Source organism: Paenibacillus taichungensis, from assembly GCF_013359905.1.
GTDB lineage: Bacteria > Bacillota > Bacilli > Paenibacillales > Paenibacillaceae > Paenibacillus > Paenibacillus taichungensis.
This window is the reverse complement of record NZ_JABMCC010000105.1, coordinates 1-25,184: the sequence shown is the minus strand read 5'-3', so window position 1 is coordinate 25,184 and position 25,184 is coordinate 1. Positions and strand designations below refer to the sequence as shown.

The window sequence follows — 25,184 nt, the reverse complement described above, 5'->3', positions numbered from 1 at the left end:
TATATGATGGATATGACTTTTAAAATATAAGAAAAGTAATGAAACATATAAGAATATGGAACTGTAATTTTGGTTTTTGTTCAAAGGAGAGAATCCCTATGCTCATCACACCCGATCATCGGCGCTATTTTATGACCCCACGCGATCAGCCGCTTCCGCTCTACATCGAAAGTATAGGGTATAACGGCAATCAGGAGAATGTGTACAGACCTGCCGGATATCCTTGTTATCACTGGCTTCAGACGGTGAAGGGAGCTGGAGAGTTCAAGTTTGCAGGTTCCACTGTACTGCTGGGAGAGACTTCCGGCATTTTGCTACCGCCGAATGAGCCGCACGAGTATGTACGCTCGCAAGGAGAATGGGAGACACTTTACATTACATTTGGTGGCGGCCAGTGCCCGGCCATTACAGAGTCGCTTGGTTTGGGGGAGGCAGCCCTTCACCAGTGGGATTCACAGAGCCCGCTTGAATACTATGGCAGGGAAGTGCTGGGTTCCATCAGCAGTGACCAGGATTTATCCGGGTTGGAAGCGTCAGCGGACATGTATCGATTTCTGATTTTGCTCAAAAAACATGGCATGACGGGCAGTCGTTCTTCAATTTCCCATGCCGTGGAACGGCTGGCTCCGTTAATTTCGTTTATGAATGAACACTATGCCGATCCCGAAATCGGTCTTGAACAGATGGCCGCCATACCCGGCATTACGCCCAGGCATCTGAATACTCTTTTTAAACAATCTTTTGGTATGACCGCCTACAGTTATTTCATTCTCCTCCGTATTCGCAAATCGAAAGAATGGATGACAGGGGACAGCAAACTGACCGTCAAGGAAACGGCAGCGAAGGTTGGTTTTCGGGATGCGAGTCATTTTGTGGCTACATTTCGGCGGATTGAAGGCGTAACTCCGGAGCAGTATCGAACGTTATATTAATCCGTCTGAGGTACAAATGTGCTATAAAACACTGTTCAAGCATGAGGATTCCGTGTAACCTGTTACAAATTGAACAAAAAGTGATGCCAGGAAGGTATTGATGCGCAAGGGTGCTACCCGTTATGATGATATCGATTCCTTAGATTGGAAAATGACTATACGGATCAACGTATCCGTTCAACTTAGAGAGGATGATTGAAGTGACATCAACTATACCATTGTGGGACCATGCAGCACCTTATGCGGCCAAGGGTCATGAGGATGAAATGCCCCATCTGATTCCATTTATTCAGCCTGGTTCCGAGAGCGCTGTCATTATCTGTCCGGGTGGAGGCTATGGATTTTTGGCCGATCATGAAGGAGCTCCAATCGCTGAATTGCTGAACCGTGCGGGAATTAGCGCATTTGTGCTGAAATACCGTGTGGCGCCTCACCAGCATCCGGCACCCATGACAGATGGTCAGCGTGCGATCCGTTATGTACGGGCTCATGCCGAGCAATATGGCATTCAGCCTTCCAAAATTGCCGTGCTTGGTTTCTCGGCGGGCGGTCATCTTACAGCCACGTTGGGAACCTTGTATGACGAGGGCCAACCAGATCATGAAGACCCTATTGAACGGGAGAGTTCGCGTCCGGATCGGGTTATTCTTTGTTATCCGGTAATTACGATGGACTCCTATGGACATGCCGGTTCTCGTGAAAATCTGCTTGGGCCAGATGTGTCTGCTGAACAGATCAAGGCTTTCAGTGCGGAGCAGCAGGTGAGAGCCGACGCTCCTGAAGCATTCATCTGGCATACGAGTGATGATCAGGCGGTCCCTGTAGAGAACAGTTTGCGTTACGCGCTTGCCCTGGGTGCACACGGCATTCCTTATGACTTGCATGTATTTGAAAAAGGTTCACATGGTTTGGGATTGGCAGAGGATGACCATGCCGTTCGGGCCTGGTCTGATCTGTGCCTGACCTGGCTTAAGAATCAAGGGTGGTAACCCGGCACCTGGCTGATCTATGTCTTTCCTGAATATGAAATATGAATACGAGTGAACTCACATATTTTAACGCTTATGAGAGCGAAGGAGAAAACGATAATGAAATTGCAAAAGAATGATAAGCTGCTTTTTATCGGAGATTCAATCACGGATTGTGGCCGTGAACATCCTGTTGGTGAAGGTAGTTCTGGACTGGGGCATGGCTATGTGGCGCAAGTGTATGCCTTGCTGCGTTCCATCTACCCGGAATTGATGTTACGGATTCAGAATGTGGGTAATAGTGGGAATACGATCCGTGATTTGAAGCAGCGCTGGGACCGAGATGTGCTAGATCTCAAACCAGATTGGCTAACAATCATGATCGGGATCAATGATGTATGGCGTCAATTTGACAATCCGTTATCCACAGACTCGCAAGTTTTTCTGGAAGAGTATGAATCCACACTACGAGATCTGGTTGCTTCTGTTCGTCCTGGGTTGAAAGGACTTGTTCTGATGTCTCCTTATTATTTGGAAGCCAATCCGGAAGATCCGATGCGGGCTACGATGGATATATACGGTGAGGCTGTTCGTAGAGTAGCCGCTGAATATGACGCCATTTTCGTGGATACACAGGCTGCATTTACTCCATTCTGGGATCATTTCTATACGTCTGTGCTGACTTACGATCGGGTTCATCCCGATGCAACAGGCCATATGGTGCTTTCCAAAGCGTTCTTGGATGCTATTGGTTTCGAATGGTCAGGCGGCGTCAAATCTTAAAAAGGACGTGATGGCATGAGCGATTTGAACATTGCAGTACATACCCCGGCACTGCTGGGCGAAGGTCCAAGCTGGGATACTGAACACAATCGATTATTATGGGTGGATATTGAAAGCTATAAGATCCATGTATACGTTCCGGCTACAGGAGAGGATCGGACTTATGATGTTGGCGAGCATGTAGGTGCGGTTGTGCCATACCATGATGATGAGGTTGTCGTTGCTTTGCGAAGTGGCTTCCACACCTATAACTTGCTCACGGGAGAGTTACAGCCGATTGAAGATCCGGAGAAAGGCAAGGACAACAACCGTTTCAATGACGGGAAGTGTGACGCTCTTGGACGCTTCTGGGCAGGGACGATGAGTATGAACAATGAAAGCAAGGCGGGGGCATTTTATTGTCTGGAGGAAGGACAGAAGCCTGTTCGAACGTTGTTCAGGGATGTATCCACATCCAATGGTTTGGGCTGGAGCCCGGATCAACAAAATATGTATTACATTGATACGCCGACACGATCCATTGACCGTTTTGATTTTGATTTGGCTGCTGGAGAGATAACGAACCGGACAAGTGTAATTGCTATACCGGAAGAATTTGGCTATCCGGATGGAATGACTGTAGACAGTGAGGGAATGCTGTGGGTTGCCCACTGGGGCGGAGGAAGAGTCACTCGTTGGAATCCGCATACAGCAGAGCTGATGCAACAGATTGTGGTACCTGCAGATCAGGTGACATCCTGCTGTTTCGGAGGACCTGAATTGGAGGACTTATATATTACGACTGCTCGCATTGGTATTCGAGAAGAGCGGCTGACAGAGACGCCGAATGCTGGATCTCTATTTGTAGTCAGACCGGGTGTGAAAGGGCAGAAAACCTACGCATTTGGCGGGGGAGCAGCAAAGTCGGATACGAAATGAGAGAAGGACCGTGTTACTAGAACGTTGTTCTTCGTCTATAAAATATTTATCAATGAAGAAGGATGCTGTTTTAAACAGCATCCTTTTTTTATATTTTTAAAAGCGATACGCAGAAAAAATCACAAAAAATAAATTGGAGCAGAAGGGGATTTTTAATTGCCATCGAATGTTATTTATTGCAAGTATAATCCAATGGATGGTAATCGTAATTTGATTTATGAAAGCGTTTTATAAAATTGGAGAGGAGGTGGGGCTGGTTGTCTGATCCAATGCATTAAATGTCTGACACTGCACTCATCAACATGATGACACAGCGGGGTTTACCGGATGCGATGAACATATTGAAGAGGAGGCTAAGTAATTATGAAAACGTTTTTGGGAAAGCTGCGGGTGATGAGCCTCACGGTTGCTGTTGCAGCAGTTTCGTTGGGAGTACTCGCAGGAACAACACATGCGGCACCTAGTGATCCATACCAGTGGAAAAATGTCGTGACCGGGGCAGGTGGAGGTTTTGTACCGGGGATTATTTTCAATGAGTCAGAGAAAGATTTGATCTATGCCCGGACGGATATTGGGGGAGCCTATCGCTGGAATCCTGCGAATGAGAGTTGGATTCCACTCACCGATTTTGTCGGCTGGGATGACTGGAACAAAAACGGAGTCGATGCGCTGGCAACAGACCCGGTTGACCCCAATCGAGTGTATATGGCTGTCGGCACGTACACGAATTCTTGGGACAAAAACAACGGTTCCCTCCTGCGCTCTACGGATCGCGGTGATACTTGGCAGACAACAACTCTTCCGTTCAAAGTCGGAGGTAACATGCCGGGACGTTCCATGGGGGAACGCCTAACCGTTGATCCGAATAAAAATAGCATTTTGTATTTTGGTGCACGCAGTGGCAACGGACTCTGGAAAAGTACGGATTACGGCGTAACGTGGAACAAAGTAACGAGCTTCCCGAATCCGGGTACGTATGTGGAAGATCCGTCTTATGAGTATACGAGTGACATCGTGGGTCTTTCTTGGATCACATTTGACAAATCAACAGGTTCTGCTGGACAGGCAACACAGACCATCTATGTCGGGGTAGCCGACAAAAATCAAAGTATATACCGCAGTACGAATGGAGGCGCAACGTGGACTGCTGTTGCTGGACAGCCTACAGGGTATTTGCCTCATCACGGAGAACTGGATGCCAATGGAAATCTTTATATCTCTTACAGCGATGGTGCGGGCCCTTATGATGGGGAAAAGGGAGATCTCTGGAAATTAAATACAACTACAGGAGTATGGACCAACATTAGTCCAGTACCAAGCAGCAGCACGGACAATTACTTTGGATACGGCGGACTGGCTGTAGATGCTCAGCATCCTGGTACACTGATGGTGGCAACCCTCAACTCCTGGTGGCCTGATGCCAATCTGTTCCGCAGTACGGACAGTGGAGCTACTTGGACCCGCATTTGGGAATTTGAAGGATATCCAAACCGTAAAATGCGCTATACACAGGATATTTCGGCCGCTCCTTGGTTGACCTTTGGGACGAATCCTGCACCGCCTGAAGTTTCTCCAAAGCTGGGCTGGATGATTGGCGATCTGGAGATTGACCCGTTTGACTCTGACCGCATGATGTATGGAACAGGTGCGACCATCTACGGAACGAAAAATCTGACAGACTGGGATGACGGGAACAAAATCAATATTTCAGTAATGGCCAAAGGGGTCGAGGAGATCGCAGTTCTGGATCTGATCAGCCCGCCAAGCGGAGCACATTTGTTAAGTGGGGTAGGGGATGTCTCGGGATTCCGTCATAACGATCTGGATCAGGCACCAGCTACGATGTTTACCAGTCCCAACTACTCTTCTACGGAAAGTCTGGATTTTGCAGAATTAAGTCCCAACACCATGGTTCGCGTAGGGAAAGCAGACTACAGTGCTGATCCGAACGCAAAATCTATTGGTTTATCCAGCGATGGTGGGACCACGTGGTATAAGGCGAACGCAGAGCCTGCCGGTACAACCGGAGGAGGAACCGTAGCTATCTCTGCAAATGGTAACCGACTTGTATGGAGCACGTCAGACAAGGGAGTGCATTATTCTACTGGCGGCAACTCATGGACAGCGAGTTCAGGTATACCTGCACAGGCAAAAGTGATCTCTGACCGCGTAAACCCGAACAAATTTTATGGATTTGCTGCCGGTAAAGTCTATGTGAGCACCAATGGTGGTGCCTCCTTTACTGCATCTGCGGCTACCGGGCTTCCGGTAGAAGGAAATGCAGATCTGGACGCTGTTCCAGGTACGGAAGGCGAACTTTGGTTTGCAGGTGGCAGTGAAGAAGAAGGGCCATATGGTCTATGGCATTCCACCGATTCAGGAGCGACCTTTACCAAGCTTGCAAATGTGGAGGAAGCGGACAGCATCGGTTTTGGTAAAGCGGCACCTGGGAAGAATGTGGTCGCGCTGTACACGATTGCAAAGATCGACGGAACACGTGGATTTTTCCGTTCCGATGACGGTGGGGCGAATTGGGTACGGATTAACGATAATCAGCATCAATATGCACGTGTGACCACGATTACAGGTGATCCACGTCTATATGGAAGAGTGTATCTGGGTACAAATGGACGAGGCATTTTATATGCTGACCGCATTGGTGGGAACAATGGTGGTGGAGAAGGTGGAGGCGAGACTCCGGTGACCAGTTCGGCCATCACACCAGTGAATGCGGAATTTGACAAGAATACAGGCAATCAGGTAGATATTCCTGTAACGCTGACACTGAACGGAAATACGCTTAGTGCAATACGTAATGGCAATACAACGCTGGTTTCAGGTACGGATTACACATTATCGGGCAATCAGGTTGTGTTGAGTAAAAACTATTTGGCTTCGTTGTCCAAGGGAAGCGCAGCGTTAACCTTTCATTTCAGTGCAGGCAATGATGCGATCCTAAATCTGAATATTAAGGACACAACGGCTGTACCTGCGGGAGCTATTCGAATTGAGATGTTTAATGGAACGACTTCAGCAACGGGTAACTCCATTAATCCCAAGATCAAATTAACGAATACAGGCACTTCGGCCATTAATCTTTCCGATGTCAAAATTCGTTACTATTATACGATCAATGGAGCTCAAGCCCAAAACTTTTTCTGTGACTGGGCAACAGCTGGAAACGACAATGTTACAGGCATGTTTAGTGCGCTGCCGACCCCAGTAACCGGAGCAGATTCCGTGCTGGAGATTGGCTTCAAAACTTCTGCGGGTTCATTGGCAGCGGGGCAAAGTACTGAAATTCAGGCACGGTTCTCCAAAACAGACTGGACCAACTACACTCAGACGGATGATTATTCGTTTGCTCCAAGTCACACAGCCTATACTGACTGGAACAAGGTAACGGGATATATTGCCGGAAGTCTTCAATGGGGGATCGAACCTTAGACCTGAACTTAAGTTAAGTTGGAGTTAATCTAAACGGACATTGATAAAAAGTCCTGGCTCGCCGAAAATGATTCATGGCGGACCGGGGCTTCTTATTTTGTCGAAATATAGTGTACACTAAAGAGAGTTTCCATTGCTTAAACGTTCGTTTTGAGATATAAAAAGAAGTACAAAACTTTTAAATTAATGTAACCGCTAACACGGGGAGGCCATTCTATTCGATTTATGATGGTGTAACCTGCACAGACATAGAAGAGAGATTAGACAAGGGGGTCAAGGGTCATGAACCGGTTGTGTAAGGTGCTGATTGTTGACGATGAGTTTCTTGTAAGGCAAGGCATTAAGCACCATATGAACTGGGAAGCTGAAGGTTTTCAGATTGTAGGTGAAGCTTCCAACGGGGAAGAAGGGCTTGCACAGGTACAATCGTTACAGCCGGATATTGTCATTACGGACATCGTGATGCCTGTGATGGATGGGGAAACGTTTGTCCGGACGTTAAAAGCCAGTCACCCGCAGATTGAGGTTATCGTACTTAGCAGCTTCAGTGAATTTGAATATGTACGTTCAACGCTCCAAAATGGAGCAGCAGACTATATTTTGAAACCTAAACTGGATACCAATGAATTATTACAAGTACTTCAGCGTACGGCTGGCAAAATTCCCGAATTGCAGTTTGAGCCTTCACATGATGGGTGGAAGCTCGGACAACTGATGGAGAAGATGCTGTCCGGTTTTACGTTGGATGAAGAAAACGAGATGCATATGATAAGGGAGACGTTTCCTCACCGATGTTTCCGTCTACTCGTATATAAGCCGCAGGATACGCAAGTACATGTGCACAAGCTGGATAACGAGCAGTTGGAGTCCAGGTTACGAGACCTGCTCCCTGATGTGGAGTGCGCAATCGTTCCGGCCGAAGGCACGTCGCCAGTGGTGCTTCTTAATGTTGAGCTTGCGAAGGATGAATGGATGGTGCAGCGAATTAAGGAGTTGGCGAGCCAGAATAAGGATGGGCAGGACGGACCTTGCTGGGTGCTGAGCGACAGTTTCTCTTCATTTGAAGAGATGGGGGACGTATATCGAACACGTCTGATCAAGCTAATGGAGTATCGCTTTTATTATGAGGACCGATCTATTCTGGTGTATGGCGAACTTCCACCTCTTCACCCTGCCGGGTATCAGTTTAATGTGAACATGTTTTTGCAGCATGTGAAGCGAAGTCGAACCGAAGCGGCAAGAGAATATTTGCAGGAGCATGCCCTTACGTTGGGACGGGATTATATTGCGGATGTGTTTGAAATTAAGTCCTTTCTGGGCAATCTGATTTTTAACGTAACCATTACGTTGGCGGATATGGATGTGCAATCTGCTGCGTTGGAAGAGAGCAAGTATGCCTATTTCAAACATGTGGATGGTGCTTCAAGTCTGACTGAAGCGATGAACGTACTTGATCAGTTTATGGCTGAGGTACAGGAGTGCACGACTGGAGAGGGCGCAAAACGAAGTGATCCGAATATGAAAATGCTACTGGAATATATGCATCAGCACTTTGATCAGCCGCTCGGACTTGCCGAAGTAGCCAAGCATTTTCATTTTAATCCATCGTACTTGTCCAGTTATTTCTCTTCACACAAAAAAGAAGGCTTTAATGAATATTTGAATAAAATTCGGATTGAAAAGGCAGAGGAACTTCTGCGCTCGGACGATGTCACCATCTCCGAAATTAGCAGTATGGTGGGGTATTCCGATCACAGTTACTTTTGCAAGGTGTTCAAAAAATTTACCGGACTGTCACCGAGCCGATACCGACGAAAATTCTGGGCATAACGTCAGAAGGAAGAACTAAATGAAGAAATGGATGAATGCATTTTCAAGGCTAGGACTTTTCCCTAAACTGTTCCTCGTTATGTTCGTTAGCATCATTCTTGTCTCCGTGCTCATCCTATGGACATCGATTCATATGTCGACCAAGCTGTTTACCGAGACGTTCAGTATTACGAACTCCAAGGTACTTAGCCAGATCAAAACGAACTTTGAATCTTTTAACGATGCGATTGCTGCTGTATCCAATAATGTTAGCCAAAGCGGGGCAATTCGTGGTTATCTGTCTGAGGGGGAGGGGGACTCCCTCACGATGGCAAAATCCTACTACAATATGAGGGAAACGATGGATCGGATTCAATCGATTACAGAGTCCTATGAAGTCGGTATAACGATTAGCGGTATTAATGGGCGTACGTATTCCACCGATCGGTCTCATCTTCGTTTATCAGCGGATGAATTGAAAGAACAACCGATTACGCTGGAAGCAGCGGCCAGTCCGAATCGCATCATTTTTGACGATTATCAGACGAATGATGAGACTGCCCAGCAGATGATCTCAGCGACCAAGGCATTGACGGATCGTGCCCAAAACCGACTCTATGGTACGTTGTATGTCACCATGAGAGAGAACGCATTTCGTCAGTTCTACAGCAGCTTCACGAGCAGAGGCAATGATGTGGTTATTCTGAATGATGCAGGTGAGATTGTATCGTCCAATCGTGAAGAATGGATCGGTACCACTCAACTCGAATTGCTGACCTATGCCAGAGAAATGAACAACGAAAGTGTAAAAGGTGTAAATGCACGGGTCATGGATCAGGACAGTGTGGTGCTGTCCGAGTACTTGCCCTTTTATCGGTTTTATATCGTAAACGTCGTCGATAAGGATCTCGCGATGGGGCAGCTGATTGACATGAAGACGATTGCCCTGATCTGCGCAGCCATTGTAGCCGGAGCGCTCATACTTGTGTTCCTTATTACGAATCAGATCACCAAGTCGCTGCGCCGACTTGTGAAGCAGATGTCCAATATAACCAAAAGTGATCTGGACAACTATATTCCAGTCAGTGGGAGTTATGAGAGTCGACAGTTAGGTCACGCCTATAACTACATGCTGGACGAACTTCATGACTATGTGGATCAGCTAGTACTTACACAGCGGGAGCAACGAAATGCCGAGCTGGCGGCGCTGCAAAGCCAGATTAATCCTCATTTCCTGTACAATACCCTGGCTTCCGTGAAAGTCCTGGTTCAGCAAGGCAACAAGGATAGGGCTGCCGAAACCATTAATGCGCTGATTTCCTTATTGCAAAATACGATTAGTAACGTGAGTGAGACGATAACGGTGGAGCAAGAGGTCGAAAACCTGAAGAACTATGTATTCATTAATCATGTCCGATACGGAGGGCGTATTAAAGCAGCCTTCTACGTAGCTCCGGATTGTACGCATTATCATGTGCCCAAACTGGTGATTCAGCCTTTTATCGAGAATGCTTTCTTCCATGGATTCATTTCCAAGGAAACTGGCACCATTCATGTAATGGTCTCCAGAGCCGGAGAGTCATTGATATGCGAGATTATGGATAATGGGGACGGGATCGAAGGATTCTCCATGGGGGAGTCGCTACCTAATCCGAAGAATAATCGGCAATTGTTTAGTGGCATCGGTATTCGGAATGTACATGATCGCATAGAGCTTTTGTATGGAGCACCTTATGGTGTAACCATAATGAGCAAACCGGGAGAGGGGACAAGAGTTACTGTTACACTCCCGTTGATTACAAGCTGAGCAATAGGATTGGATTGAAAGCAAGCTCGTTATTTTTATGAAAAGATGGCTTTAATAGAAGGTCTTCCTAGGTTGTCGATGACAACACGGGAAGGCCTTTTTGGTGCTCAGAACGTAAGAATTCAGCCAGACTTGTAAAATATTCAGATCAAAAAAATACAAAATCAAAAGAAATTACAAAAAAACAAATTTAATGCAAGCGGTTTCTGTAAAGGTTTTCATTGTGGCAATAAGATGACAAATCCACACAAAATTATTACTAACGAATGAAGATTTGGGAATGATAAGATGACTATATCGAAAGCAACCGCTTTCAGAAAACGCAAACAAATTACACATAAAGAGGTCGAAGGGGAGTTGAATCTTTTGAAAAAAATGTGGGTACTTATGCTCGTTACTGTCCTGCTGTTGTCGGCATGTTCTTCCGGTGGTGGAGGGAACACGGCAAGTGAGGGTGAAAAAACCTCCAATGAAATTACGATTTGGGCTTGGGATAAGGCGTTTAACGTCGCTGCGTTAGAAACAGCAAAAGAAGCTTATCAGAAACAAAACCCTGATCTGAAAATCAACATCATTGAATATGCTCAAGCTGACATTATCCAAAAGCTGAACACAGGTTTGAACTCAGGAACAAGCAGCGGCCTTCCGAACATCGTTCTGATTGAAGATTACCGTGCGCAAAGTTTCCTGAACGCTTACCCTGATGCGTTTAAAGATATGTCTTCTACCATTAAAGCTTCCGATTTCGCGGAGTACAAACTGGGACCAACTGCTTTTGATGGCAAACAGTTCGGTGTTCCGTTTGACTCTGGTGTAACAGGTCTCTATTACAGAACAGATCTGCTGGAGCAAGCAGGCTATAAAGCAGCTGACCTTCAGGACATCACATGGGATGATTACATCAAAATCGGTAAAGATGTGAAAGCCAAAACAGGCAAAGATCTGATCACACTTGATCCTAACGACTTGGGTCTGATCCGGATGATGATCCAATCCGCAGGTTCATGGTATTCCAAAGAAGATGGCAAAACACCTGATCTGGCTGGCAATGCAGCACTGAAAGAAGCATTTGTAACTTATAAAGCAATGATGGATGCAAATGTCGTGAAGTTGAACTCCGACTGGAGCCAATTCGTGGCAGCATTCAACAATGGTGATGTGGCTACCATTCCTACAGGAAACTGGATTACACCATCTGTTCGTCAAGAAGCATCCCAATCCGGCAAATGGGCGGTAGCTCCGCTTCCTAAAATGGCTGGACAATCGAATTCTGTACACGCATCCAACTTGGGTGGTAGCTCTTGGTACGTCATGAATAATGTTGCTGGTGCAGACCAAGCTGCTGATTTCATGGGTAAAACATTCGGTTCTGACAAACAATTGTATCAAGATTTGCTGAACAACATTGGTGCGATCGGCACATACAAACCGGCAGCAGAAGGTGAAGCGTTTGATAAAGCCGACGAGTTCTTCGGTGGACAAAAAGTGTTTGCTGATTTTGCAAAATGGACGCAAGAAATCCCTAGCGTAAACTACGGTATCAACACATATGCCATCGAGGACATTCTGGTTGTTGAAATGCAAAACTTCCTGAACGGCAAAGCGATTGATGACGTTCTGGCTGATGCACAGAAACAAGCTGAAGCACAATTAAACTAAGATGATCCACGGTAACTTATAGAACCCAAGGAAGCATCGGAGCCGTTCCACTGTCTGGCACAAGCAACAGCCGACCCGGACATGGTAGAGGCTCCCTGGGTTCTATCCATGTTACACGGAGAGAGAGGAGCCACACTGTGAAAGCCAAAGCCATGAATACAGGAGACAGTCTGCAAAAGAAAAATAATTTGACTGGATGGGCTTTTATATCGCTCGCTGTTATCGGGATCGTTGCATTTTACTTTTATCCGATGCTGCAAGCGCTGCTCTTATCGTTCAAGTCGGGTGTAGGAGCCAATCTTGAATTTACGGGCCTAGCTAACTATAAAAGATTATTCATTGATACAACGTTCCGTACTGCCGTATCCAATACATTTCTGTACTTGATTATTCAAGTGCCTGTCATGATTATTCTCGGTTTGTTTATTTCCGTTTTATTGAATGACAGTACGTTGCGCTTCCGCAGCTTCTTCCGTACTGCCATCTTCCTGCCTTGTGTAACCTCATTGGTTGCCTACTCTGTCGTATTCAAATATCTGTTCTCTTCTGACGGAATGGTTAACCAATTCCTGATGAATCTGCACGTGATTGCTGAACCGATTCAATGGATCACTGACCCGTTCTGGGCTAAAATTACGATTATAATCGCCGTTACTTGGCGTTGGACCGGATATAACATGATTTTCTATCTGTCATCTCTTCAGAACATTGATCAGTCGATCTATGAAGCTGCACGGATTGATGGCGCGAATGCTTTCACGCAATTTTTCAAAATTACCGTTCCATTGCTCAAACCGATTATCCTGTTCACCTCCATTACATCGACGATTGGTACATTGCAAATTTTCGATGAGATTATGAACATTACCAAAGGTGGTCCGGGTAATGCGACGATGTCCATTTCCCAGTACATCTATAACCTTTCGTTCAAATATTCACCGGACTTCGGATATGCGGCAACCGTTTCGTATTCCATCGTGCTGATGATTATCGTATTGTCCATTATCCAGTTCAAAGTGGCAGGTGAGAGAAATGGCTAAAGCAAAAGCAAAACGTATATTCACATATGTCTTTCTGTCCATCGTTGCATTTGTGTCCATCTTCCCGTTCTTCTGGATGCTTGTCAGTTCGACCAATGCTTCTGTAGATGTCACCAAGGGCAGACTGCTTCCTGGATCGGTTTTCCTTGATAACTTCAACAAATTGCTGGATTCAACGAATCTGGTACAGGCTCTTGGAAATTCGGCGATTGTTTCTGTTATTTCCACGATTCTTGCCCTATTGATTGGCTCTCTGGCCGGTTATGGATTCGAAGTATATCGGACGAAATCACGTGATATCGTATTTAACATTCTGTTGCTGTCCATGATGATTCCTTTCGCAGCGCTGATGGTTCCCTTATACCGGATGTTTGCTACGATCTCTGGTTTTGCACCGTTCATTGGAATCAACACCATGGCCGCAGTTATTCTGCCGACCATCACAACGGCGTTCCTGATCTTCTTCTTCCGTCAGAACACCAAAATGTTCCCGAAAGAAATGCTTGAAGCAGGCCGGATTGATGGTTTGAGCGAAATAGGCATCTTCCTGAAGATCTACATGCCTACGATGAAAACAACATATGCAGCTGCTGCGATCATCACCTTCATGAGCAGCTGGAATAACTACCTGTGGCCGCTCGTGGTGCTGCAAACGCCAGACCAACAGACAATACCGTTGTTAATCTCAAACCTCGGTTCCAGTTATTCACCGGATTATGGTGTCATCATGACCGCCATCGTCATCGCAACATTACCGACAGCCCTTGTATTCTTCATTATGCAAAAACACTTTGTGGCAGGTATGGTTGGTTCCGTCAAATAATGCATCATCAACAAACCGTCTGAATGGACGTCAATGCAGAAAAGAGAGAGGAGGGCGCCTGAATTGGTGTTCCTCTGTCTTTCTGTTTGTTTATGTTTGTTTCGTAAAAGGAAAATAAGAATCTGTACTGAATAAGTAATAAATATATTTGTTTTAAGAGGGAGAGAGAGCCGAATGAAAGCAACACATGCAGATATTAACTGGCTGGGCGATGTGAGCGTATTTGAAGTAAACCGCCTTAACGCTTACTCGGATCATCGCTATTACCGTACTATGGAAGAAGCGAAAGCATCCGGTGCAATGGCTATGCGCTACAATCTTAACGGAACGTGGAAATTTAATTATGCGATCCGACCGGATTGCCGCCCCGAAGCTTTTTACAAGCAGGAATTCTCCAGTGCCGGTTGGGATGATATTGAAGTGCCGGGGCATATTCAGCTCCAAGGGTACGGTCAGATCCAATACGTAAATACACAGTATCCTTGGGATGGGTTAAACGATCTGCGTCCACCTGCATTGCCGCAGGACCAAAACCCGGTAGGCAGTTATATTCGCACTTTCCATTTGCCAACAGGCTGGCAGAACAGCCCGGTATATATTTCGTTTCAGGGCGTGGAATCTGCATTCTATGTATGGCTTAACGGACAATTTGTTGGATATGGAGAAGACAGCTTCACGCCATCCGATTTTGATCTGACACCATTCCTCCAGGACGGAGAGAATAAACTGGCTGTGGAAGTGTATCAACGCAGCACAGGCAGTTGGTTGGAGGATCAGGATTTTTGGCGGTTCTCCGGCATTTTCAGAGACGTATATCTGTATACAGTGCCAGCTGCGCATATTCGCGATGTGCGGGTTGTGACGGATCTGGACAAGTCATATACCAATGGTACGCTAAACGTGGATCTAAAACTTGAAGGAAAAGCTGTTGCTGGAGCCAAAGTGGAGGTTGAACTGCGGGATGCTGTAGGCAACTTGGTGAAAACATTTGGTGGTATCGAAGTTACCAATGGTCTGGTGAGTCTTCGTGAGGAGATTGGCCAAGTAAACCTGTGGAGTGCGGAGATTCCTTATCTGTATCGTCTGTATATTCAAGTATATGATGCAGCGGGCGAGCTGGTGGAAGTTGTACCTCAGGCCGTTGGCTTCCGTACATTTGAAATGATCGATAAAGTGATGCACATCAACGGTAAACGTATTGTCTTCAAAGGGGTAAACCGTCACGAATTCAATCCACGTCGCGGACGTGCTGTAACCAAGGAAGACATGCTGTGGGACGTTCAGACGATCAAACAAAACAATATGAACGCTGTTCGTACATCTCACTATCCAAACCAAAGCCTATGGTATGAATTGTGTGATGAATATGGATTGTATGTGATTGATGAAATGAACCTGGAGACACACGGATCATGGCAGAAACTGGGTGCAGTTGAGCCTTCGTGGGTTATTCCTGGCGACCGTCCAGAGTGGCATGATATCGTTATGGATCGTGCGGTGTCGATGGTAGAGCGGGATAAAAACCATCCGTCCATTCTGATCTGGTCTTGTGGTAACGAGTCCCATGGTGGTGAAGTGATCTATAAAGTGTCTCAGTACTTTAAAACAGCAGACCCGACTCGTCTCGTCCACTATGAAGGAGTCTTCCATGACCGTCGTTTTAACGATACGAGTGATATGGAATCACGCATGTATGCCAAACCGGCGGACATTGAGGAATTCTTGAACGCAAATCCGGAAAAACCGTATATCAGCTGTGAGTACATGCATGCCATGGGTAACTCCATTGGCGGTATGCATAAGTATACGGAACTCGAAGACAAGTATCCAATGTACCAAGGCGGCTTTATTTGGGATTACATTGATCAAGCCATTTACAAAAAAGATCGTTACGGCAAAGAGTTCCTTGCTTATGGTGGAGATTTCGGTGATCGTCCTTCGGACTATTCGTTCTGTGGAGACGGCATTGTGCACGCAGACCGCAGAGTGTCTGCCAAGATGCAGGAAGTCAAATTCCTGTATCAAAACATCAAGCTGTTCCCGGATCGGGAAGGTGTGAAAATCGTTAACGGTAATTTGTTCGCGGACACGTCTGAATTCGAACTGGTATACAGTCTGGACCGTGAAGGTCATGAAGTGCTGCGTGGAACGCTGGAGGTAAATGTGAGCCCACAAAGCGAAACCGTTGTGAAACTTCCACTTGATGTGGAATCTCTTGCTGGTGGGGAATATGCAGTGAATACCGCGTTTGTATTAAAAGCAGCAACATTGTGGGCAGAAAAAGGCGAGGAAGTTGCCTTTGGACAGTTTGTATTTGCTCAGGAGAAATCGGAAACTGCGGTGTCGGATCTGAACCTGACAAATGAAATTCAGGTTGTTGAAGGGGACGTTAATATCGGGGTAAGGGTAGGCCAGACCCATGTCCTGTTCTCCAAGGCTTTTGGAACATTGGTATCCCTTAAGCTGTCAGGTCAGGAGACGATTTCACAGCCTCCAATGCCGTTGTTTTGGCGTGCGACCACCGATAATGATAAGGGTACTGCCTTGGGCTTCGAGCTTGGGGCTTGGTATGCTGCAAGTCTGCTGCCTAGATGTGTGAACTGGAAAGCGGAACAAAACCCGGATCAATATCGGATTGAATTCACATACAAACTTAATATTTCGGCAGATGTACAAGTGAAAGTGGCTTATACCGTGCGTGCAGATGGTAGTGTGCATGTGCATAATACGTATAAAGGAGCGGCAGGTCTGCCAGATCTTCCGATTCATGCGCTTTCCTTCAAGACATCACCGGAGTTTGAAAATGTAGAATGGCTGGCGATGGGACCGGAAGAAAATTATGCGGACCGTGCATTTGGAGCTCGTCTGGGTATCCATGACAGCAAGGTAGCAGATACCGTTGCTCCATATCTTGTACCGCAGGAGTCGGGCAACCGTACGGGGGTACGTTGGGCTAAATTGACCGACAACGCGGGGCGTGGCTTCAAAATTGAATCTGCTGCCGCTCCAGTCGAGCTGAATGTATCACCATATACGGCATTTGAGCTGGAGAATGCACAACATGCGTATGAGCTGCCTCCGGTGCATTATACGGTTGTAACGGTAGCCGGCAAACAAATGGGCGTTGGTGGTGACGATAGCTGGGGCGCACCGGTTCATCCAGAATATCGCATTGCCTCGGACGGCGAACTGCAATTTGAATTTGTCATTCGTGCACTGTAATAGCGCTGTATAAGATGTAGCTAAGGATAGAGGTCTCCAACACTGGGGGCCTCTGTTTGCTGTTATCAGATGATGATCTATGAAACCGCTACCGTATCTGTCTCGTACTGTACTGGACATGGATAAAGGAGGGGCTTATTTTGAGCAGAAAAGCAAAGACAGGTGTATGGGTAACGATTCTCGTCATACTAGGCATCATCGTAGGATGCTTAATCTGGTATTTCAACACGGCTTCAGGTGAACGTGCGCTAAAAACGATGCGATCCAACAACTCCGGGGGTCTGGAGCGTGTGGTCAACGTATACAGTAATTCGGGAGAATTGATTCATACGTATGAGGGTAAGATTGATTTGCAAGATACGGAGTATGGAAATAAGGTGCTTTTTGATCTGGATGGCAAACGGATTGTGATCTATAACGCGACAGTGATTAGTGAAGAGAAGTAAATGAGGGGCGGTGCAAGAGTTCAGGCAGGAGCATTCCGATGACACTCTTTCGCTCTTATGGTAAAATTAAGGGGATTAAGTTGAGTGGAGTGAAGGAGGGAAAATCTTGGGCAATGCTGCTTTAATCATATTCATTGCCATTCTCGGAATGGCTGTTTTCTATAGTACCGTTGCCTATTTCCTGATTCGGATGATTTCCAAAAAGGCTTTCAAAAGGAATTTGGACAGATACCAGATTATACAGATCATTATGCTGATGGCGATTGGTTTGATGATCATTCAATCCGTGAGATATCAGTCCTGGAATATGGCCTTGCCTGCCCTGGGTTTATTGATGCCGCTGTTGAGTTTGAATGTATCCATGCGCAGGAGAAGAGAATCCAATAAGGTGGATTGAGGGAAGAAACATGTCTCTACTGCCTGACGTTGTGTGCATCGAAATTAGCTAGAAGAGAGGGCATGTGCCATGATACTGGATAAATCAACCGACACCTCTGGATTAACGCAGGTAGCCGCACTTTCGGATGAATTGCTGCCTGTGTTTGATAAAGCAGAAAGTAAGTATCAAGCGTGTGGCATTGAGCTGTTCTTTGTTTTCAGATGTCTGCCTGAAGAATATGAGAGGAAATCGACGGTCAGATACGCTAAGAAGGACAATACGATTTACTTTGATATGACAGTCAGTGAGGATCAGTATAAAACGTTTAGCAAAAGCAGACAGCGATATGAGCTGAGTCATTATTTCTATGCTTATCTGAGCGACAAACTGAAGAAATATAAGATCGAACACTTGATTCATACGGAATTTATGAATGACATGGAAGAATGGCTGAAAGATATTGGATGGTTACAATCCGAATTCGAGGTCAGTATGGATGAATAAGGGGAATAGTGCTGTCTGAGGGCAACATTTTTATAATTGGTCAATGCGGTTATGGTACATAATATTGGATAACAAAAAGAAGCCCTCTTTCAAGAGCTTCTTTTTCATGGGAGAGGAGAGTTTAGAACTAATCCACTTCATATGAATTTGTGTAATCCGTTTATTATCAAGGGTTTTTCGATATTGGTCCTATGTGTATTATTTGTAATGTTATGAATCACAATGAATTCCGTCAACAATCCGTCAACAACTCGTCAACAACTTTCGAGTGCGTACTTACGTCGGTTTTTGTTTTGTCCGTAAAAAGACCTTGGAACTTTTCTGCTGCTGTTTTATCGGCAGAGTCAATTACATGACCATACACATTCATTGTTGTACCGATCTTAGAGTGACCAAGCCGGTTTGAGATGATTTTAGGGTGGACACCTTCATTGATTAGAAGGGTTGCGGAGGTGTGTCTGAGGTCGTGGAATCTAATGTATTTCAAACCGTGTTCACTATTACGCTTGTGGAACGATCTCCATTTATCTCCGATGGTTTTTGGATAAAACGGCATGCCATTTTCATTAGAGAACAAAAATCTATAAGAGCCTCCTAACCATGTATCTTCGCTGTTGAAATGATCCTTCTTCCACTGTCTTTCAAATTCACGCAAAGTCTCTAATGCTATTTGCGGGATTGCAACCTTTCTTCTTGAGCCTTTGTTTTTTGGACCTTTGATTACTGGTTGTCCATTTTTATACTTAGGAATACTTTGATTAATATTAATTATGCCATTCTCGAAATCCACATGCTTCCACTCTAAGCCTAATAACTCTCCTCGCCGCATGGCTGTTGTAATCGCTAAAATAATCAAAGACTTGAAAAGTACAGGTTCCGGTTCTAATAGTCTGAGAATCAAAGAGACTTCTTCTTCACCGTAAACCTCAACTTCCTTTTGTTCTTCTTTGGGTTTTTTAACTCCATCCAAAGGATTTTCTTTGATTATTTTCCATTCCTTTGCTTTGGTAAAAACACTTCTGAGAACGCGGTAGTTATAGACAAGGGTAGCAGAGCCCAGTTTTTCTCCTGTAGACTTCTGATGTTTCTCTTTTTCGCTTTGGGAAAGATCATCTAGATAAGTTTCGATGTGGAGAGGTTTGATTTTTTGCATTAACATATGACCAAAGTAAGGTAAAATTCGTTTTTCGAGGTGGAAAAGGTAGTTTCCCTGGCTTGTTTCCTCTAGATGTTTTTCTGCAAACTTCTTTTTCCATTCCGGTACAAAATCAGAGAATTTCATATTATCAGCTTTAAAAAAAACACCCGTCTCCACTTCGATTTTAAATTTAAGTAGCTCTTCATCTAAATGTTGTTCGAGTTTTTTTGGCGTTTTAAGCAATTCCTCTGGAACTCTAATTGTTTTCGTTTCCTTATCCCTGAACTTATCAGAGTCAGCACCAGTCTCGACGACAAGTAACCAACTTCGCAATCCTCGCTTTTGATAACTAGCCATTTATGTTCACTCCCTTATGCAGGCCAAAATTTAACTTCAACCACCTTGCCGATAATATGAATTTGATTAGCAGGAACCAACTGGGCTTCATATTGCGGATTTGATGGTAGCAACATAACCATGTCATTTTGCCGTTTAACTCTTTTGAGGGTTGCTTCCTCACCGTTTACAGACACAACAGCTATTTCGTGTGGATGGACTTCGTTTTGCACTGCTACAATCACCAGATCGCCTTCATGTATACGGTCTCCTGTCATGCTATCTCCTTTTACTTTAAGAGCGAACCCTTCATTGCCTTTCAGCAGATTTGGATCGACAAGAGTGTAACCTTCGTTATACTCTATACGGTCTATTGGAAGCCCTGCTGCGACTTGGCCCAGTACAGGTATCCTGGTCATCGTATTACTGTTGTAGGTAGCGCGTGATTCTGCTATTAACCCCTCGTTTTTCCCTAGAGAAACTACAAGTTTGTTATATGCATCCTTATCGTTCTTGTACATATCTTCAACAACATCATTTAGAAGGTTGTTTAATTCACTTTCAGAAAGGGATGCGAAAAATTCTGGTGAGTTTACATAATCTTCTGCTTCTTTTCTCTCTTCATCACTTATGTTCTCTTCGCCTTCAAACTCAACATTCAACGGTTTATTAATTAAGATGTATCTTAAAAAATTCTCATAAACAGAGACTTTTCGTAATGAACTTTTAACCTCTTCTGGAGCTTTATCGATGTATGCAGCCATAACTAATTTCTCAGGATCTCCACCTGTCACTTTTGCGAGTGCTCTGTTTATCTCATCGGAAGCAGGATATTTAGGGTTATTCCGTAGTTTCGAAATATAAGACCGATCAATAGGGATGCCTTCCTCACCTTTAATACGTTCAGCAATGGTCGCTAAACTCAGTCCACTACTTTTTATATATTCATCAACCAGTTTTGAATAATCCATGTTATTTAGCATCCCTTCATTCAAAAATAATTCTTATGTATGACTATAAGATTAACATAGTGTTGAAGAATTATTCAACGTTTTTTTGCCTGTGGTGAATATTTAGTCATTGACTTGTTCGAAACAGCTTGATAATATTTAGGCATAGTCACTGTGACTAAAAATTCAACACGTGATTAAATAATCAACACCGGGTGGTGATGAAAGATGAGCTATGCCGCAATACTCAGCGAAGGTATTGCTAAAGCCGATCTAAAATTGGCCCAGATTTGCAGAAGACTTCATAAAAAGGGTTTTTCCATGCACACATCTGTCCTATCCAAGATGAAGAACGGAAAAATGCCACCAGGTAAGGATGCACTGAACATTGCTTTGGCTGAGGTACTCGGGTTAGAACCAAAAGAATTGAGGATTGCCGCAGCAAAGGAAACAATCCCGGGACCTCTCTACAACTTGATTAGGGAAGTGGGCTAATGAGGAGGTCTTGCGAATGAATGTAGAAGATATGGCAGGACGATTCTTTGCGGAAGTAAGAGAGCAGCTACTTTCTGAATTAAGAGCCGAAATCGAACAGGACATTCCGAAGATGCTGGATCGGAAAAGGTTGACTGTAAGTGAAGCTGCTAAATATTTAAATGTCTCCGAACCGGCAATTTATGCAATGTGCAAAGAAGGATCATTACCGCACTATAAAATCGGAACACAAACTTCCACTAAACCAGCAATTAGATTTCGTATTGAGAAACTCGATGAATGGATTGTTAAACAAGAAAAAATGAACTCGAGGGAGGAACCCGATGATGAGTAACTTGATCAATATCCAAGACGTTCGGGTATACATCGACGAAAGAGGAACAGCTCAACTTAATTTAGAGGATGTTGCTCGCGGACTTGGTTTTACCACCGTAGCCACAAGTGGCAACGAAGTTGTTAGGTGGTCAAGGGTGCATGGATACTTGGAAGAAATGGGTTTTCCCAACAACCTGGGAAAGAGGGGTTCATACCAGAAAACACTTTCTACAGATTGGCAATGAAGGCTAAAAATGCTGTTGCTGAGATATTTCAAATTAAAGTAGCTGATGAAATACTGCCTGAGATTCGTAAGACTGGTCAATATTCTGTTCAAGCCTTAGATAAGGATGCCGCTCTGGCTATCGCTCTTCGCAAGACGGCCGATGTTATGGAACAGTTGCCGCAGATACAAAGTCGCCTGGAGCGCGTTGAAAATAACACAACAATCAATTACGGGCAGCAACGTCAATTAGCACAAGCGGCTAACCAAGTTGTTCTATCCATTCTTGGAGGGGATGAATCAGCCTCATACCGTAACAGGAGCTTACGAAATAAGACGTACTCAGCACTGTGGAGAGATCACAAAGATTACTTCCAGACTAACTCCATGCGTGACACCTTAGTCAAAGACTTTGATAGAGCATTGGAACGGGTAAGCGCATGGGCACCGCAGGGTAGACTGCTTCGGGAAATTGAAGAAGCTAATCGACAATTAACATTCTTAGGAGGTTGAAATAGATGAATGAATTGTTAGCAGAAAACACCGTTTCGTGGATTTTCCCCGGAGCGGTATCGCTCCAATCGTTACAACACTATCGCAAGACGTTGGAAAAAGATTTCTCCAATGCCGAGTATGATTATCCTGAAATTTACGGCATGCAAGCGAACACCATCATGAAGATGGATTGGCCGAACGAAAACAAATTTCAATACATTCAGGTCTTGGATGATGTGTATACAGAATTTATGGATAAGGCGGGACGCTTATGACACTTGAGAGATTGTATGAACGGATGGAGATTCGCAAGCGGATCGTTGAACTGGAAAGGTTGAAGGCGAAGGCTCAGCCTAGTACAGCCGATTGGTTTGACGAGGACATTGAGTTTTTGAACTATAAATTGCAACTCCGGGAGGGACAAGCATGACAGAAGCAAAAAAAGAAAGCATGCGCCGGGCGTTACGCGCGCAACTGCTTCAAACATATAACAAAATGCTCGATACAAATGACGTTGAAAAACAAGCAGATTACCGTTTAAAAACCTTTCGTATTCAGAAGTTGCTGAAAAGAGTGGAAAATCCTGTGGATGATCGGGAGTATACAACTCAAGGTATGACAGTTGGGCATTGCATGAATTGTGAGGTCTCAATATCCCGGTATAGCATTTTGAAAGTGGAGGATAAGGGATCAATGTTCTGTTGCGTGGGATGCCGTATTCATTATGACGAGCTTTGCGGGCATAAAAAAGCGGCTGCGTCTCGCGAACGCAACCGCCATTCAAACCACTTCTTCAATTCAATTAATGTAATTTTACCAAATACTCAGCGGCAAATCAAGTTGGGTTAAGGGAGGCTCAGTACATGACAGATTTCAGGTCATACCCTAAATCACAACAGGTAAAGAGTAAACGGGTAAAGCCGACACAGCGGCAAATGGGAGATATAAGTCACCCGGTGGATGTGTTGCTCAAAGAACGTTCCCAGGGAGTGTGTGAAGCGTGTGGTAAGGCTCGGGCAATTGATCGTGCCCACCTTACTGGGCGTCCACATATTGATCATCGGACACAGGTACATGATTTGGCACACCTCTGCAAAGAGTGTCACCAGATATTTGACGGTACGGTAGCTGGATTACGGATGCGGCGTTTACTCGCTGCAATAATCAATCACGCTTTGGAACTTCCGGGAAATTCCCGGAACTCCAAGGAAACGAACGGAAGTGTTTTCGATGGCTGACAGAAGAATGATTTCAAAAATTATATCGGTTAGTGAAAAAGTAAATAAGCTACCGGACATTTTTGATATGTTGCTTTTTACTTGGATGATTCCACACACAGACGACTTCGGTCGTCTCCCTGGGTCACCTTTTAAAGTGAAGAATTTGGTTGTGCCAAGCATTAAGAGAATAGATGAGCCTGAGATAGAGGTGGCGCTTGAACATTTGCAGGCAGCAGGCTTAATTCACTGGTATAAAGTCGGTGAAGACAGAGTGGTTCAGATAGTGAATTTCGAGGAACATCAGCAAGGTTTACACAAGAGAACCAAATCGAAATTCCCTGATCCACCCAGTGATGATTCCGAAACATTCCCGGAAGTTCCCGGAAGTTCTGAAGATGCCCCAAAGATTCCCTCTGAACTGAATAGAACTGAAGGGAAGGGAACTGAAGAGAACAGAAGTGAAGAGAAACGAAAACAACAAGAAAAGAAAGAGGAAATCCTTTCTGATGACGATCCTCTCTTTCAACCTCTTGGAACCAAAATCGATAGTAGTAGTTGTAATAAACCTGATATTAATCTTTTCGATATTTTTCAAAGAGAAGGATTCGGAACAATAAGCCCGTTTACTTCTGACGAGATTCAGACATTAGAAAAGGACTATGGGGCACGTTGGGTTCAAGAAGCTATGAAAGTAGCTGTTCTGAACGGAATACGGAAGCTCTCTTATGTCGATGGCATCTTAGTCAGATGGAAAGCCAATGGAATAGACGAGCCTTGGACCAAAGAAGCTCAGCCGAGCAATGGGAGCGGAAATGGCGGCAATAAATACAACAAACGCTCCGGGAAACCAAACATTGAAGTCGTTCAGCCTGTTACGGATCCAGAACAATCAGGAATCACTGATGAAGAGTACGAAGAAATGATGCGATATGCAGCGGAACTACAGGCTAATAAACAACAGGAGGTGCCACATTGACACGACTAGGCGGTAGAGGAATGGGATTCGAAGCAATCATAACCTTCTCCAATGAACGATATGACACGCTGGGATTGGCTGTAGTGAACAAACGGCCTACTCCAGTCAAAGTGACAAAGGCAGCTGGGGCGAAGGTGCTTGAGGGATTTTATGAAGAGCCTTCAACGGTGGACTATGACGGAATCATTCCTGGCGGCAGAGGGATTGTTTTTGAAGCAAAATCCATATCGGGCGACTTGTTCCCGCTAAGCAATCTCAAGGACCACCAGTTCGAATACTTGCTGAAATGTCATAAGATG

General features: G+C 45.0%; 26 protein-coding genes. 24 read left to right on the top strand and 2 right to left on the bottom strand.

Going from position 1 to position 25,184, the window contains the following annotated elements; translation table 11 throughout:
• The first annotated feature begins 98 nt into the window (after positions 1–98).
• The 14 genes from HP548_RS09835 to HP548_RS09770 all read left to right on the top strand — a co-directional run bounded on the left by HP548_RS09835 (position 99) and on the right by HP548_RS09770 (position 18,737).
• The gene (locus HP548_RS09835; protein WP_099853385.1) at positions 99–932 is read left to right on the top strand and encodes an AraC family transcriptional regulator; all 834 of its coding nucleotides are present in this window, start codon (positions 99–101) and stop codon (positions 930–932) included.
• Between the two features lie 200 nt (positions 933–1,132).
• A complete protein-coding gene (locus tag HP548_RS09830; protein ID WP_099853383.1) occupies positions 1,133–1,921 on the top strand; it encodes an alpha/beta hydrolase in 789 nt (262 codons plus the stop codon).
• 99 nt (positions 1,922–2,020) lie between these two features.
• Positions 2,021–2,683 carry an SGNH/GDSL hydrolase family protein gene (locus HP548_RS09825; protein ID WP_090895847.1) on the top strand — a complete coding sequence of 221 codons (663 nt, stop codon included), beginning with the start codon at positions 2,021–2,023 and terminating at the stop codon, positions 2,681–2,683.
• A gap of 15 nt (positions 2,684–2,698) precedes the next feature.
• Entirely contained in the window at positions 2,699–3,601 is a 903-nt protein-coding gene (locus HP548_RS09820) for an SMP-30/gluconolactonase/LRE family protein (RefSeq protein WP_175381549.1), read from the top strand.
• Positions 3,602–3,964: 363 nt separating this feature from the next.
• On the top strand, positions 3,965–7,048 hold the full coding sequence (locus HP548_RS09815; RefSeq protein ID WP_175381548.1) for a X2-like carbohydrate binding domain-containing protein: 3,084 nt from the start codon (positions 3,965–3,967) through the stop codon (positions 7,046–7,048).
• Between the two features lie 282 nt (positions 7,049–7,330).
• A complete protein-coding gene (locus HP548_RS09810) occupies positions 7,331–8,878 on the top strand; it encodes a response regulator transcription factor (protein WP_175381547.1) in 1,548 nt (515 codons plus the stop codon).
• Positions 8,879–8,897: 19 nt separating this feature from the next.
• Positions 8,898–10,664 carry a cache domain-containing sensor histidine kinase gene (locus tag HP548_RS09805; RefSeq protein ID WP_076289469.1) on the top strand — a complete coding sequence of 589 codons (1,767 nt, stop codon included), beginning with the start codon at positions 8,898–8,900 and terminating at the stop codon, positions 10,662–10,664.
• 366 nt (positions 10,665–11,030) lie between these two features.
• Positions 11,031–12,323 carry an ABC transporter substrate-binding protein gene (locus tag HP548_RS09800; protein WP_076289742.1) on the top strand — a complete coding sequence of 431 codons (1,293 nt, stop codon included), beginning with the start codon at positions 11,031–11,033 and terminating at the stop codon, positions 12,321–12,323.
• A gap of 152 nt (positions 12,324–12,475) precedes the next feature.
• On the top strand, positions 12,476–13,363 hold the full coding sequence (locus HP548_RS09795; protein ID WP_072733438.1) for a carbohydrate ABC transporter permease: 888 nt from the start codon (positions 12,476–12,478) through the stop codon (positions 13,361–13,363).
• A complete protein-coding gene (locus HP548_RS09790; protein ID WP_076289470.1) occupies positions 13,356–14,186 on the top strand; it encodes a carbohydrate ABC transporter permease in 831 nt (276 codons plus the stop codon). The genes HP548_RS09795 and HP548_RS09790 overlap by 8 nt, the downstream gene beginning before the upstream one ends.
• 174 nt (positions 14,187–14,360) lie before the next feature.
• A complete protein-coding gene (locus HP548_RS09785) occupies positions 14,361–17,408 on the top strand; it encodes a glycoside hydrolase family 2 TIM barrel-domain containing protein (RefSeq protein WP_175381546.1) in 3,048 nt (1,015 codons plus the stop codon).
• A gap of 140 nt (positions 17,409–17,548) precedes the next feature.
• A complete protein-coding gene (locus HP548_RS09780) occupies positions 17,549–17,854 on the top strand; it encodes a hypothetical protein (protein WP_076289472.1) in 306 nt (101 codons plus the stop codon).
• Positions 17,855–17,960: 106 nt separating this feature from the next.
• Positions 17,961–18,251 (top strand): hypothetical protein, encoded by a 291-nt coding sequence (locus HP548_RS09775; RefSeq protein ID WP_076289473.1) that lies wholly within the window; start codon positions 17,961–17,963, stop codon positions 18,249–18,251.
• Positions 18,252–18,320: 69 nt separating this feature from the next.
• Positions 18,321–18,737, top strand: a complete 417-nt coding sequence (locus HP548_RS09770) for a hypothetical protein (RefSeq protein ID WP_175381545.1) — start codon at positions 18,321–18,323, stop codon at positions 18,735–18,737.
• Positions 18,738–18,969: 232 nt separating this feature from the next.
• Here the strand turns inward: HP548_RS09770 and HP548_RS09765 are convergent, their stop codons facing one another.
• Positions 18,970–20,232: a tyrosine-type recombinase/integrase gene (locus HP548_RS09765; protein ID WP_079694770.1), complete on the bottom strand. Its 1,263-nt coding sequence runs from the start codon at positions 20,230–20,232 to the stop codon at positions 18,970–18,972.
• A 14-nt stretch (positions 20,233–20,246) separates the two neighbouring features.
• The gene (locus tag HP548_RS09760; RefSeq protein ID WP_175381544.1) at positions 20,247–21,182 is read right to left on the bottom strand and encodes a LexA family protein; all 936 of its coding nucleotides are present in this window, start codon (positions 21,180–21,182) and stop codon (positions 20,247–20,249) included.
• Positions 21,183–21,389: 207 nt separating this feature from the next.
• Here HP548_RS09760 and HP548_RS09755 point away from each other — a divergent pair, with 207 nt between their 5' ends.
• The 10 genes from HP548_RS09755 to HP548_RS09710 all read left to right on the top strand — a co-directional run.
• Complete coding sequence (locus tag HP548_RS09755) at positions 21,390–21,656, top strand: helix-turn-helix domain-containing protein (protein WP_079694768.1); 267 nt, start codon at positions 21,390–21,392, stop codon at positions 21,654–21,656.
• Positions 21,657–21,672: 16 nt separating this feature from the next.
• Positions 21,673–21,990 (top strand): helix-turn-helix domain-containing protein, encoded by a 318-nt coding sequence (locus HP548_RS09750; RefSeq protein WP_079694767.1) that lies wholly within the window; start codon positions 21,673–21,675, stop codon positions 21,988–21,990.
• Positions 21,983–22,216, top strand: coding sequence for a hypothetical protein (locus HP548_RS09745; protein ID WP_175381543.1), 234 nt, complete (start codon positions 21,983–21,985; stop codon positions 22,214–22,216). The genes HP548_RS09750 and HP548_RS09745 overlap by 8 nt, the downstream gene beginning before the upstream one ends.
• Positions 22,213–22,707: an ORF6C domain-containing protein gene (locus HP548_RS09740; protein WP_246318019.1), complete on the top strand. Its 495-nt coding sequence runs from the start codon at positions 22,213–22,215 to the stop codon at positions 22,705–22,707. The genes HP548_RS09745 and HP548_RS09740 overlap by 4 nt, the downstream gene beginning before the upstream one ends.
• Positions 22,708–22,712: 5 nt before the next feature.
• A complete protein-coding gene (locus HP548_RS09735; RefSeq protein WP_175381541.1) occupies positions 22,713–22,964 on the top strand; it encodes a hypothetical protein in 252 nt (83 codons plus the stop codon).
• Positions 22,961–23,119 carry a hypothetical protein gene (locus HP548_RS09730; protein ID WP_175381540.1) on the top strand — a complete coding sequence of 53 codons (159 nt, stop codon included), beginning with the start codon at positions 22,961–22,963 and terminating at the stop codon, positions 23,117–23,119. The genes HP548_RS09735 and HP548_RS09730 overlap by 4 nt, the downstream gene beginning before the upstream one ends.
• Complete coding sequence (locus tag HP548_RS09725; RefSeq protein ID WP_175381539.1) at positions 23,116–23,538, top strand: hypothetical protein; 423 nt, start codon at positions 23,116–23,118, stop codon at positions 23,536–23,538. The genes HP548_RS09730 and HP548_RS09725 overlap by 4 nt, the downstream gene beginning before the upstream one ends.
• A gap of 14 nt (positions 23,539–23,552) precedes the next feature.
• On the top strand, positions 23,553–23,927 hold the full coding sequence (locus HP548_RS09720; protein WP_175381538.1) for a hypothetical protein: 375 nt from the start codon (positions 23,553–23,555) through the stop codon (positions 23,925–23,927).
• Positions 23,920–24,885, top strand: coding sequence for a DnaD domain-containing protein (locus HP548_RS09715; protein ID WP_175381537.1), 966 nt, complete (start codon positions 23,920–23,922; stop codon positions 24,883–24,885). The genes HP548_RS09720 and HP548_RS09715 overlap by 8 nt, the downstream gene beginning before the upstream one ends.
• Positions 24,882–25,184 (top strand): Holliday junction resolvase RecU (locus HP548_RS09710; protein WP_175381536.1); only part of this gene is annotated, 303 nt, incomplete at its 3' end. The genes HP548_RS09715 and HP548_RS09710, both read left to right, overlap by 4 nt.

Bases quoted from the DNA above. Each gene is read 5' to 3' on its own strand.
- HP548_RS09835 (WP_099853385.1), top strand. From the start codon at position 99: ATGCTCATCACACCCGATCATCGGCGCTATTTTATGACCCCACGCGAT.
- HP548_RS09825 (WP_090895847.1), top strand. From the start codon at position 2,021: ATGAAATTGCAAAAGAATGATAAGCTGCTTTTTATCGGAGATTCAATC.
- HP548_RS09820 (WP_175381549.1), top strand. From the start codon at position 2,699: ATGAGCGATTTGAACATTGCAGTACATACCCCGGCACTGCTGGGCGAA.
- HP548_RS09815 (WP_175381548.1), top strand. From the start codon at position 3,965: ATGAAAACGTTTTTGGGAAAGCTGCGGGTGATGAGCCTCACGGTTGCT.
- HP548_RS09810 (WP_175381547.1), top strand. From the start codon at position 7,331: ATGAACCGGTTGTGTAAGGTGCTGATTGTTGACGATGAGTTTCTTGTA.
- HP548_RS09805 (WP_076289469.1), top strand. From the start codon at position 8,898: ATGAAGAAATGGATGAATGCATTTTCAAGGCTAGGACTTTTCCCTAAA.
- HP548_RS09795 (WP_072733438.1), top strand. From the start codon at position 12,476: ATGAATACAGGAGACAGTCTGCAAAAGAAAAATAATTTGACTGGATGG.
- HP548_RS09790 (WP_076289470.1), top strand. From the start codon at position 13,356: ATGGCTAAAGCAAAAGCAAAACGTATATTCACATATGTCTTTCTGTCC.
- HP548_RS09785 (WP_175381546.1), top strand. From the start codon at position 14,361: ATGAAAGCAACACATGCAGATATTAACTGGCTGGGCGATGTGAGCGTA.
- HP548_RS09770 (WP_175381545.1), top strand. From the start codon at position 18,321: ATGATACTGGATAAATCAACCGACACCTCTGGATTAACGCAGGTAGCC.
- HP548_RS09765 (WP_079694770.1), bottom strand. From the start codon at position 20,232: ATGGCTAGTTATCAAAAGCGAGGATTGCGAAGTTGGTTACTTGTCGTC.
- HP548_RS09760 (WP_175381544.1), bottom strand. From the start codon at position 21,182: ATGGATTATTCAAAACTGGTTGATGAATATATAAAAAGTAGTGGACTG.
- HP548_RS09755 (WP_079694768.1), top strand. From the start codon at position 21,390: ATGAGCTATGCCGCAATACTCAGCGAAGGTATTGCTAAAGCCGATCTA.
- HP548_RS09750 (WP_079694767.1), top strand. From the start codon at position 21,673: ATGAATGTAGAAGATATGGCAGGACGATTCTTTGCGGAAGTAAGAGAG.
- HP548_RS09745 (WP_175381543.1), top strand. From the start codon at position 21,983: ATGAGTAACTTGATCAATATCCAAGACGTTCGGGTATACATCGACGAA.
- HP548_RS09740 (WP_246318019.1), top strand. From the start codon at position 22,213: ATGAAGGCTAAAAATGCTGTTGCTGAGATATTTCAAATTAAAGTAGCT.
- HP548_RS09735 (WP_175381541.1), top strand. From the start codon at position 22,713: ATGAATGAATTGTTAGCAGAAAACACCGTTTCGTGGATTTTCCCCGGA.
- HP548_RS09730 (WP_175381540.1), top strand. From the start codon at position 22,961: ATGACACTTGAGAGATTGTATGAACGGATGGAGATTCGCAAGCGGATC.
- HP548_RS09725 (WP_175381539.1), top strand. From the start codon at position 23,116: ATGACAGAAGCAAAAAAAGAAAGCATGCGCCGGGCGTTACGCGCGCAA.
- HP548_RS09720 (WP_175381538.1), top strand. From the start codon at position 23,553: ATGACAGATTTCAGGTCATACCCTAAATCACAACAGGTAAAGAGTAAA.
- HP548_RS09715 (WP_175381537.1), top strand. From the start codon at position 23,920: ATGGCTGACAGAAGAATGATTTCAAAAATTATATCGGTTAGTGAAAAA.